At 47.9% G+C, this 11,515-nt stretch carries 6 protein-coding genes; 2 read left to right on the top strand and 4 right to left on the bottom strand.

Annotated features, from left to right (window positions below; translation table 11 throughout):
* Nucleotides 1-16: 16 nt before the first annotated feature.
* A complete protein-coding gene (gene rsxA, locus ACO6V5_RS12270; protein WP_034834307.1) occupies nucleotides 17-601 on the bottom strand; it encodes an electron transport complex subunit RsxA in 585 nt (194 codons plus the stop codon).
* Nucleotides 602-1,216: 615 nt separating this feature from the next.
* Between rsxA and dnaK the strand changes: the two genes are divergently transcribed.
* Entirely contained in the window at nucleotides 1,217-3,172 is a 1,956-nt protein-coding gene (dnaK, locus tag ACO6V5_RS12265; protein ID WP_422132773.1) for a molecular chaperone DnaK, read from the top strand.
* Between the two features lie 161 nt (nucleotides 3,173-3,333).
* Here the strand turns inward: dnaK and ACO6V5_RS12260 are convergent, their stop codons facing one another.
* Nucleotides 3,334-3,963, bottom strand: a complete 630-nt coding sequence (locus ACO6V5_RS12260) for a glutathione S-transferase (protein ID WP_422408807.1) — start codon at nucleotides 3,961-3,963, stop codon at nucleotides 3,334-3,336.
* A gap of 316 nt (nucleotides 3,964-4,279) precedes the next feature.
* On the opposite strand from ACO6V5_RS12260, the gene ACO6V5_RS12255 reads away from it, so the two are divergent.
* Complete coding sequence (locus ACO6V5_RS12255) at nucleotides 4,280-5,002, top strand: SDR family oxidoreductase (protein ID WP_422132775.1); 723 nt, start codon at nucleotides 4,280-4,282, stop codon at nucleotides 5,000-5,002.
* Nucleotides 5,003-5,051: 49 nt separating this feature from the next.
* Here the strand turns inward: ACO6V5_RS12255 and ACO6V5_RS12250 are convergent, their stop codons facing one another.
* On the bottom strand, nucleotides 5,052-8,207 hold the full coding sequence (locus ACO6V5_RS12250) for a hypothetical protein (RefSeq protein WP_422408809.1): 3,156 nt from the start codon (nucleotides 8,205-8,207) through the stop codon (nucleotides 5,052-5,054).
* A 119-nt stretch (nucleotides 8,208-8,326) separates the two neighbouring features.
* On the bottom strand, nucleotides 8,327-11,464 hold the full coding sequence (locus ACO6V5_RS12245; protein WP_422408811.1) for a hypothetical protein: 3,138 nt from the start codon (nucleotides 11,462-11,464) through the stop codon (nucleotides 8,327-8,329).
* Nucleotides 11,465-11,515: the final 51 nt, after the last annotated feature.

The raw sequence follows: 11,515 nt of genomic DNA, 5'->3' as shown, positions 1-11,515 counted from the left end.
CCTTGACAGCTCTCCCTTACAGTTTGATCAGGCCGGTGAAACCCATAAAGGCCAGTGACATCAGGCCAGCACTGATCATTCCGATGGCCGCTCCCCTGAAAGGAGTTGGGACATCGGCAGCAGCAATTCGTTCACGCATGGCAGAGAACAAAACCAGCACCAGCGAGAAACCGGCAGCAGCGCCGAAGCCGTAGGTCGCAGAATCAACCAGTGAGCTGTTTAATCGATTGCTGTTCAGCAGAGCCACACCCAAAACAGCACAGTTACTGGTGATCAGAGGCAGGAATACGCCAAGGACACGATGCAGCAGAGGGCTGACTTTTCTGACCACCATCTCGGTAAACTGAACCACTACTGCGATGACAAGGATGAAAGCAATGGTTTTAAGAAATTCCAGACCCAGGGGAATCAATAGGTACTGATAAGTGAGATAGCTGCAGATAGAGGCCAGAGTGAGAACAAACGTGGTGGCCAGAGACATACCCATGGCTGACTCCAGCTTGTTGGAGACACCCATAAACGGACAGAGGCCCAGAAACTGAACCAGTACAAAGTTGTTGACCAGGATGGCACTGATCATAATCAGTACCAGTTCGCTCATCTGTTCCATTTTGACTCTACCGAGAGTGTTCTGGGGGCAGGCTGACCATGGAGTGACTTATCCAGGTGTCAGCATCGTCAATACCCGAATGCGGCCGCTCATTATATATGTCCAAAAAATGCAGTTAAATGCACTTTAAGATCTAAAAGAAATAAATATAAAACGGTTCACACCACCGCCTGACCACATTTCATGTTGAAAACTGCGGGATTATAGCGGGATTGGAACATTGATGCATCGTGGAAATTTCCCAAGTCACCCAGTTCGAGAGACTGTTTGGAAAGTAAGTGGATTGGTTGAAAATCCAGAAATAATGGCCTAGCTTTCCGGTCAATTCGATAAAACAGTTCACTTTTTAGCGCAAGTTGACTGAAAAACGTTGAGTGTAAAGTTTGACTTGCGCAACTGAATTTTATGCTCAAGCGTAATTCCCGTTCGACTCTTGGAAACTATGAGAGGTCTAAGGGGGCCTGCGCTTGCCAATCCTTCCTCTTCTGACGAAGGCATAGAGTTCAGATTAGCGTTTTTAGGATGTGCGTTTGTATTAGCAAGCGCTCTGCCATTGATTGCCTGGGGTAACTGTTAACTTCAAATCCGTTAATAAAGGTGCTGATCATGCTGGAGTGGGGTTTAATTCAAAAGTCATTTATTAAGGCTATGCTATTTCGCGCTCTGATAATCTTTGCCTCTGCCCAATCAGAGGCTAGCGAAGAGAAAGGAGTTATTATCGGTATTGATCTGGGGACCACCTACTCCTGTGTGGGTATTCGTCGCAATGGGCGAACGGAAATCATCGCCAATGATCAGGGAAATAGAATAACGCCATCGTTTATCGCATGGACGCCGGAAAATGAGCGTCTTGTTGGAGACGCTGCGAAGAACCAGGCTTCCAGAAATCCGGAGCTTACGGTGTTTGATGTCAAGCGCATTATTGGTCGAAGTTATGATGACCCGCAATTGCAGGCAGATATTAAGCACTTCCCTTTCAGTGTCGTCAATGTCAATGGTCAGCCCAAGGTGGAAATGACGACCCAGCAGGAACATTTTTCATTTACTCCGGAAGAGCTAAGTGCGATGGTCCTGAGCAAAATGAAAACAACTGCGGAAGAATATCTTGGGCAGAAGGTCACCCATGCGGTTGTCACAGTGCCTGCGTATTTCAATGACGCCCAGCGCCAGGCTACCAAGGATGCTGGCACAATAGCAGGGTTGACTGTGGAGCGAATCATCAATGAACCGACGGCAGCGGCACTGGCTTATGGTTTGGATGCAAGGCTCAAGGGTGAAGAAAACATACTGGTATTTGACCTTGGTGGTGGCACTTTTGATGTATCAATACTGACGATTGATGGCGGTGTGTTTGAGGTACTGGCTACTGCTGGCGACACTCACCTTGGGGGGGAGGACTTTGACCAGCGACTGGTTAATCACTTCAGTAAAATTGCCAAACGTAAATACGGTCTTGATCTGACCCATAACAAACGCGCTCAGCAAAAATTACGCCGTGAGGTGGAGAAGGCCAAGCGCACTTTGTCAGCGTCCCATCAGGCCCGGATTGAAGTTGAGTCACTGGCAGATGAAAAGGACTTCAGCGAGCCACTGTCCAGAGCGAAATTTGAAGAGATCAATATTGACCTGTTCCGAAAAACACTGACTTCCGTGAAGAAGGCTTTGGAAGATGCCGGACTTGAGCGCGGGGATATCCACGAGATTATTCTGGTTGGTGGCTCCACCCGAATCCCTAAAGTTCGGGAGCTGCTAAGCAATTTCTTTGAAGGTAAAGTTTTAAATCATAGTATCAATCCGGATGAGGCCGTCGCCTATGGTGCTGCTGTTCAGGGAGCGGTGCTCAGTGGGGATAAGTCAACCAGCGACATACTTCTGCTTGATGTCATCCCACTTTCCCTGGGGATTGAGACAGTAGGCGGGGTTTTCGCAAAAATACTGACCCGCAATACGGTAATCCCCACCAAGAAACACCAGATATTCAGCACTGCCAGCGATAGCCAGACCACAGTGACTATCCAGGTCTACGAGGGGGAGCGTCCTATGACGAAGGACAATCACCTGTTGGGTAAGTTTGATCTTACCGGTATTCCACCTGCTCCCAGGGGCACTCCTCAAATAGATGTGACTTTCTCTGTGGACGAGAACAGCATATTGACGGTTAAGGCCGAGGAAAAATCCAGTGGCAGTAACAATATCGTTATTAACAAAGATACTGGCCGACTGAGCGAAGAGGAAATTGAAAAAATGGTTCAGGATGCCGAGAAATTCGCGGAGCAGGATCAGCAGACACAAAAAAGAGTTGAGGCCCGTAACAAGTTGGAATCAATTGTTTATTCGCAACGCGCCCAATTGACGGATGACAGTAACGGCTGGGTAAGTAAACTCTCTGATGAAGACAAGAGCCTTCTTGATAATAACGTTCAGGATGCCATTGCCTGGCTTGATGACAATGCGGAAGCCACTGCAGAACAGTTAGAGGAAAAATATCAGGAACTCAGCGACGCCTTTCAGTCTATAGCTGCCCGGGCCACTGATACATCCGAGGATAAAGACGAGTTGTAAGTCACTAACCAGATAATTAGCAAATCCGGCGTAAATCACCGCCAATTGAGGCTGTTGCAAAACTCTGGTTCCCATGCTTTCAGGCCCTTTGGGTCCTGGCGTGGGAACGAGTTGTTGGAGTTTTGCCATGGTCTCTGATTTCGAAGGGAGATTTCTGAGTGTTAATTTTCCCATAAAGGGTGTTTGCCCATGATTTGCAAAAACAGCCCGGATTCAAGAAAGCGCTTCAGCCATTGTTGCACTCCCCGGTAAGGCGTCGAAAAGAACCAGTTTCTGTCTACATGGGCAAACTGTCGTATAAAAGGAGCAATTGCCATATCCGCCAGGGTGACTTTATCGGACATTAATCCGTTCTGACTGCTGAGTTTGTTGTCCAGAAGCGCTATAAACTCTTCACCCTGAGTACGGTAAAATTCTATGGGATGCTCAGGGTGTCGATCGGCATACTTATAGCGATCCAGTCGTGGCTTAAACTCGACATCACTTTTGCGGATCAGTGCCACGATTTCAGCTCTGTCATCAGGATTCTCAGGTAACCAGTTTTCAGGATCATTGACAGCCAGTGCCCAGAGCATGATATCCAGACTTTCATCAATGACTCTGCCTTCAGGAAGTACCAAAACAGGAACAGTGCCTTTTGGTGAGACACTAAGCATCGCCTGAGGTTTGTTTTTCAGTAATATCTCTCTGTGCTCAAGGGTAATACCTGCGTAAGTCAGAGCCAGTCTGGCACGCATGGCGTAAGGGCATCGACGAAAAGAATAAAGAATGGGTGTATTGCTATGGTTCACGGAGGTTCCCGGGCAGGTTAAGTCATCTGAAACTATTCTTCAGGCGGCGGACAAGGCACAAAAATAATACAGGAGTTCTTGCCAGGAATTGAAACTCTTTTACAAGTTTTGATCTCACATAACATTTTTCAGGCATTGATATTCGCTGCAGGGCATCCAGGTAGCCCTGTAGATAATAAAAACTCATTGATGTCCAAACCAAAAGGTATTTCTGCAAGAGGTGAGTCTGAAGGTAGAGTATCGCTCAATTCTGATTGGTTACGAACTCATGCCAGGTACGATTTAAGTTCGATTGGTATTAACAGGAATTCCTCCCATGACAAAACCATTGGTAGTAATTACAGGTGCCAGTTCCGGTATTGGTGAAGCCATTGCCCGTCAATTCAGTGCCCAGGGCCATGCACTGTTACTGCTGGCAAGAAGAATTGAAAAGCTGGAAGCTCTGGGCCTGCCCAACACGCTGTGCAGAAAAGTCGATGTGACTGATCGCGAAGCTTTTTATGCCGCAGTGGATGAAGCGGAATCTGTTTACGGTGAGACTGATTGTCTGGTCAATAATGCAGGTGTGATGTTGCTGGGTAATGCGAATGAACAAGATCCAGCCGAGTGGGATCAAATGATCCGCGTTAACGTGAACGGTGTTCTTAATGGTATTGGAGCTGTTATTGGCAAAATGAAAAAGCGCAGGGGTGGCACCATTATTAACCTGAGTTCCATTGCTGGTATCAAAGGCTTTCCTAATCATATGGCCTACTGTGGCACCAAATTTGCGGTTCATGGCTTGTCAGAAACCCTGCGTGAAGAAGTTGCAGACGACAATGTAAGGGTGATTACCCTTGCTCCCGGTGCAGTAGAGACCGAGCTGCTGAGTCACACCACGTCCAGTGATATCAGGGAAGGTTATGAAAGCTGGAAAGACAGCATGGGTGGCGTTATTCATCCAGAAGACATCGCCAGCTGCGTGAACTTTGTTTACAGCCAGCCTCAAAATGTCTGTGTGCGTGAAATTGTGGTTTCTGCTACACGTCAGCAGCCTTAAGACTCAGAGGATCGGTTTATTGATCTGCTCTCGCAACAAAATGCCATTATCAGGGTGATTGTCTTGAAGCACTCCCTCGGGATGGTTCCTGCAGGCGCCACCCTGTATATAAAGCAAACCAGAACAAACTGTCCAGATGGGGCAATGGCAGGGTGCCGGTGTCAATACCTAAATTGGGTCCTTTGGCCCCGGATGAGCGAATAAATCCCCGATCGGTAAAGTTTTCATTGTCGGGGTTCAATCGTTCACGGTCAAAGCTTTGATTCGGATGATCTGGGTAAAGCTCAACGGGAAAACGGCCTGATTTGATATCTTTTACATAGCGGAGCTTCGGGTCACACCAGTAACCACACTCAAGTGCAGCCCGGCGCAGCGATTCTGCCGGGAATTCCTGAGATATCCTTGCTTTCATGGCTCCGGTGCTCATTTTGTATGCACTACCAAACAGATCAGCGGCAATCGTCACCAGTTCTCCCTGCAATTGCTTCATCTGCACGCTGTTTTTGTAATCCAGATTGTCGGTGTCATGGCGCGCTCTTAGCCAGTTGATCACCAGCCCATAAAACGCTTTTCCAAGCTCAGTAATCCGCAATTCGCCCTGTCTCTCACAATCAGTTACACAATAGATTTTTTTCATACCAAAGCTGGAGAAGGTTTGCTCTGCAAATGAGCGGATATCAGCCCAGTCCCTCATCCCCACCGGGGCAGGTGCTATGTTTGGGTAATCCTGGGCATTCCACTCTCCCAGAGTGCCGGGAACACACTGGTTTCCAAAAAAGGGTGTGGGGGTCCAGCATCTTTCATCAGCAGCATTATGAAATGAGCTTAATGTATCCGGTGCCTGAAAATTGTGTTGCCAGAGACGACCCGCGTCCCTGGCAAACAGCCTGAGACCATCAAAGGATGCCTGCACTGAGAGGCCGTCCACTCTTCCAGCTTCATAAGGATAGTGGTGATACAGGTGGGTATCTTTTTCATCATCAAAGACCTGTAGCAGTGCCGAACCATCGGGCTCCAGGGCAATGATTGCCAGGGTTTCTTCACGTAATCCACAGGCTTTGAACTTATTCAGGGCATTGGACAGACGATAAATGCCTCTTGGTTTCAGCAGTGCGCTTTCGAGGCCAAGCTTATCCTTATGGGTTCGAAAAAAATCCAGTTGCGGCTGCTCGCGGACAAAATCATGCCAGCCTTCTGTGGAGCCAGGTTGTTGTTTCAGGAACTTGAAACGGCGATACCCCTGAGGTACCTCTGCAGAAGGAAAAGCCAGACTGCGACCGTAAGTTTCAATATACCCGCTGTTGATTAATAACTCTGCTTCCCAAAGCCCGGAAATTTCCGGAACAGACTCCTTTGGATGTTTTCTGCCAAATTCAGCGACCTCATGGCAGAAACGTTCGCTGTAAAACATGTCTGGATCAAGTGCACACCCACCACCCACACCAAGGCCAATCAGATGCCATGGATAGTAATAAGGTTTCCCGTCATAAGATACATCGTAGCGTCGTTCAATAAACAGTGAGTTGCGATCATCAGCTGTTGCCGACAGGTGCCCAAGGAGTTTTTTTTGCATGTCCCCAGTGGTAAACCGGAGCACCTGCGCAGAATATTCAACCGGCAATCCGATCCGGTGTATTAACTTTATCAGTTCCAGTGTTTGCTGCTCATCCCTTAAAGTGTCAGGGTGAAGTTCAAAATAGTTGATAACTGACTGAAGTAACTCTCTTGCATGGGGCCGGGGTTTGTCTATTAGCTGTTCGTACAATGAATACTCAGTAGAGCGTAAGCTGATTGCTCTATTGGTGGATGCTGGCAGGTATCTGTGAAGCAGAAGGAACTCAAAAAACCAGTTGACATTCAAAGGGAATTTTCCGTCTAAATGATCCTGCATACAATCAATGAGATGACCTGAATGGGTTAGCTTGATCAGAGCGCTGCGGCGGGCTCTGGCCAGCTGACGGTCTTCCGCTCCGGACATGGCCGCCGACGCTAATTGCGGGCATTGATGACGGTACAAAAGCAACAGCGGAGTTGCGCCCTTGTTGTCCCGTTGGTTGGCCAGAGTCTCCGCGGGCAGATATTGAAACAACTTGTCATAGCGGGGAGTATAAGTATTCAGACAGCGATAGCTGCGTATGCTGAGGCCAGATTTTAAGCTCGGAATGGCTGTCGCCATAAGGTGTAGAATGTTACTGCCGTTAGCAAACGTCTGGCTTAGAATTGCGGCTGATGAGCCCGACAGCAAGCGCTTAAACAGTTCCCACTGGCCTAATATAAAAGCACATGCCAGCATGCGCTCCCGCCCCCTCTCGTCCAGCTTTTCCAGTGCTTCCAGGATCAGTTTTTCATGCCTTTGGGCATTAACTTCCAGCAAACAAAGCTGGAAAATAAAAGCCTCTGAAGCCATTGCAGTGGTGATTGTCTGGCAGAAATCCTGCGACGTTTGAGGGTTGCCATGCCTGATGCCCGGTGAGTTGAAAATAGCTTTTATCAGGTACGGTGCCGAACCATCGGAAAGTCGAAGAAATTGGTTGAGTTCCGCCAGAAAATGGCAATCTCTTGCCAGATAATTCAGAAGCTCACGGGCAGCCCGCCGAAGTTGTAACGGGCTCAGGTAGTGTTCCAATATTTCCATAAAGCCCGGATCAGCCCTAAACATCATTGTTTTGGCGTGCTCGCCAAGAATTCCCAGTACTGCTTCACGGTGTGTGTTATCAAAGAGTTGTTTTAATAATTGCGGCGGTATCCGTATTTCATTACCCACCGACTCATCCGGGAGTCCCAACCCCAAATCAGCCAGCGTCTGTAGAACGGAAATATTTTCAGGAAGGGTGGGTCGGCAAGCAAGGTTGAAGATCAGTTTTAGCAAGTGCGGCGAATAGAATTTTTCATCCTCTGTGGAATTGTTCTTACTCACCCTGTCAAGATCCTGTTGGGCATTTTCTACCAGCTCTCGCAAAAACCTGTTATCAAGTGGAATATCAATATTTCTTAATGCATTGTGAACATGGGTTACCCATTCATGACGCTGGCCAGAAGTAGAAGTGATCTGTCGCAAGTGTATGGAGCGACCAGAAGAGGGCCCGTCAGCCCCGGCTGTTTTGTTGCTCAAACCTGTAGTGAAAACAGGGGGGGAAGTATTTGTCCCCGGAACGGTCCAGCTGGACAAGTTTGAGGTGGTGGTATCGGTCGCCCGTGGCAACATGATTCACTCCATCAATAAATTGATTTTTTTGTAACGTCTTGGTTTCTAGACCAGCAAAGGTTGATTTGGTTCAAAAAATAGAAAGTTCGATTGATATAAAAAGGCCATTAACAGGATGACTATCTTGAAACACTCTGCCGGGATGGCTCCTGCTGTTGCCAACCCGTATAAAGTGCAAACCAGAACAAACTGTCGAGATGGGGCATTGGCAGGGTGCCGCTGTTAATACCCAGATTTGGCCCTTTGGCTCTGGATGAGCGCCGAATTCCCAGATCGGTCAGGTTCTCTGTTTTTGGACCTAATAGGCCTGGGTTAAAGCTCTGATCCGGATGATCCGGATAAACCTCATCAGGAAAACGGCCTGATTTGATATCCTCTACATAGCGGAGTTTCGGGTCACACCAGTAACCACACTCAAGTGCAGCCCGGCTCAGCGACTCTGCCGGGAATTCCTGGCATATCCTTGCTTTCATGGCCTCCGTATCCATTTTGTACGCACTGGCAAACAGGTCAGCGGCAATGGTCACCAGCTCATCCTGCAACTGGTTCATTTGCACGGGGTTTTTGCAATCCAGACTGTCGGTGTCATGGCGCACCCTGAGCCAGTTAATCACCAGCCCGTAAAAGGCTTTCCCAAGCTCAGTGATCCGCAATTCGCCCTGTCTCTCACGATCAGTTATGAAGTAGAGCTTTGCCAAACCAAAATTGTAGGAGGTTTGCTCAGCAAATGAGCGGACATCCGCCCAGTCCCTCATCCCCACCGGAGCAGGTGCTACGTTTGGGTAATGCTGGGCATTCCACTCTCCCATCGTGCCGGGAACACCCTGGGCTCCAAAAAAGGCTGTTGGTACCCAGCATCTGCCATCAGCAGAATTATGGAATGAAGTTAGTGTATCCGGTGCCTGAAAATTGTGATGCCAGAGACGACCTGCGTCTCTGGCAAAGAGTCTGAGGCCATCAAAGGATGCCTGCATCGAGAGACCGGTCACGTCTCCGGTTTCATAGGGATAGTGGTGATACAGTTGGGTATTTTTTTCATCGTCAAAGACTTGCAGCAGTGCCGAACCATCAGGCTCCAGGGCAATGGTTGCCAGGGTTTCTTCACGTAATCCACAGGCTTTGAACTTATTCAGGGCATCAAACAGACGATAGATGCCTCTTGGTTTCAGCAGAGCGCTTTCAAGGCCGAGCTTATCTTTATGGGTTCGAAAAAAATCCAGCTGTGGCTGCTCGCGGACAAAATCATGCCAGTCTTCTGTGGAGCAATGTTGCTGTTTCAGGAACTTGAAACGGCGATACCCCTGAGGTACGTCTTTGGATGGAAAAGCCAGACTGCGACCGTAAGTTATAATACTACTCCTGCAGTTGACTAACTCTGCTTCCCAAAGCCCGGGTATTCGCGGAACCGTCTCTTTTGGGCGTTTCCTGTCAAATTCAGCAACCGCATGGCGAAAAGCCTGACAATAATATCTGTCAGGATCAGGTGCGCACCCGCCACCCACCCCAAGGCCAATCAGATGCCATGGATAGAAACGTGGCCTTATATGGATTAAGTCGTAGTTTCGTTCAATAAAGAGTGAATCGCGATCATCAGGTGTTGCTGACAGGTGCTCAAGTAGTTTTTTTTGCATGCCCGCAGTGGCAGCCCGGAGCACCTGCGCAGAAAATTCAACCGGCAACCCGTTCTGATGCATTAACCTCATTAATTCCAGTGTCTGCTGCTCATCCCTTAAAACGTCCGGGTGATGCTGAAAATAATTGATAACAGGCTGTAGTAACCTGGTTGCACCGGGCAAGGGGTTGTGTGACAACTCTCCATTATATGAATACTTAAAAGAACTTAAGCGGACGGCCTTAAAAGTAGATGACGGCAGGGATTTGAAGAGTTGCAGGAACTCAAAAAACCAGTTGACATTCAACGGGAATTTTCCGTCTAAATGATACTGCATACAACCAATGAGATGAGCAGAAGCAGTTAGCTTGATCAGAGCGCTGCGCTGGGCTCTGGCCAGTTGACGGTCTTCCGCTTTGGATATGGGCGCTGATGCTAACTGCTCGCGGTGATGTCGGTATAAAAGCAACAGTGGAGTTGCGCCGCTGTTGTCCCGTTGATTGGCCAGAGTCTCGGCGGGCAGATATTGAAACAACTGGTCATAGCGGGGGGGATAAGCTTCCAGACAGTCATATCTGCATACCTCCTTGTAAGAGCCCACGCTCTGCAGTGCTGTCACCATAAGGTGAAGAATATTCCCGCCGTTATTAAACTCCCGAATAAGAATTGTCGGAGAGGAGTCTGCCAGCAATCGCCTGAACAGTTCCCACTGGCCTAATATAAAGGTTGATACCAGAAGCTGTTCCCGCTCCTTATCATCCAGCTTTTTCAGTTCTTCCAGGATCAGTTTTTCATGCCTTTGTACATTCACTTCCAGCATAGAAAGCTGAGATATAAAATACTCTGAATTCAGTGCAGTGGTGATACTCTGGCAGAAATCCCCTGATGCTCCGGGGTTGCCATGCCTGATGCCCAGCGATTCGAAAATAGCTGTTATCAGATAGCTTGCTGAAAGATCGGAAAACTGTAGAGATCGATTAATTTTTGTGACTATTAAGCAGAACATTCTCGGCCTAAGCATAAGCTCTCTGGCAGCCTTCTCTATCTGCGTCCGGGTCAGGTATTTTTCCAATATTTCCATATAGCCCGAATCCGGCATAAAGATTATATTTTTGGCATCTTCGGCAAGAATTTTCAGTACTGCATCATGGTCTGTGTTGTTCAGGAGTTGTTCTAATAATCGGGGGGAGGTGTTTATTTTAAAAGACATCGAGATGCCTTCAAGACCCAACCCCAAATCCGCCAGCGTTTTCAGAACGGAAATATTTTCAGGAAATTTAGGTTCCATGGCAAGGCAGTTGATCAGTTCTTGTAATGACTGCGGATAGAGTTTTTCATCCTCCCCTGGATGAATCGGACTCATCGTCTCAAGATCATGATGGGCATCTTCTACCTTGTCTCGCAATAATTTATTACCTATTGGAATATCTATTTTGCCTATTGCATTCTGAACATGGGATATCCATTCACGATGCTGGTCAGCAGTAGAAGTGATTTGTCGCAGGTGTACAGGGCGACTTGAGGGTCCATTAGACCCGGCTGTTACGTTGCTCAAACCTGCAGAAACAGTGGCAGAAACATTTGTTTCCGGAACGGTCCAACCGGACAAGTTTGAGGCGATAGTATGGGTCATCCGTGACAACATAATTTACTCCATCAATAACTTGAATTTTTTGTAGCGTCTTTATTTTTAGAC

The sequence above is a fragment of the Endozoicomonas sp. ALD068 genome, from assembly GCF_049310145.1.
Taxonomy (GTDB): Bacteria; Pseudomonadota; Gammaproteobacteria; order Pseudomonadales; family Endozoicomonadaceae; genus Endozoicomonas_A.
The sequence above is the reverse complement of the archived record's forward strand: the minus strand, read 5'-3'. Positions and strand labels throughout refer to the sequence as shown.

Bases quoted from the DNA above. Each gene is read 5' to 3' on its own strand.
- rsxA (WP_034834307.1), bottom strand. From the start codon at position 601: ATGAGCGAACTGGTACTGATTATGATCAGTGCCATCCTGGTCAACAAC.
- dnaK (WP_422132773.1), top strand. From the start codon at position 1,217: ATGCTGGAGTGGGGTTTAATTCAAAAGTCATTTATTAAGGCTATGCTA.
- ACO6V5_RS12255 (WP_422132775.1), top strand. From the start codon at position 4,280: ATGACAAAACCATTGGTAGTAATTACAGGTGCCAGTTCCGGTATTGGT.
- ACO6V5_RS12250 (WP_422408809.1), bottom strand. From the start codon at position 8,207: ATGTTGCCACGGGCGACCGATACCACCACCTCAAACTTGTCCAGCTGG.
- ACO6V5_RS12245 (WP_422408811.1), bottom strand. From the start codon at position 11,464: ATGTTGTCACGGATGACCCATACTATCGCCTCAAACTTGTCCGGTTGG.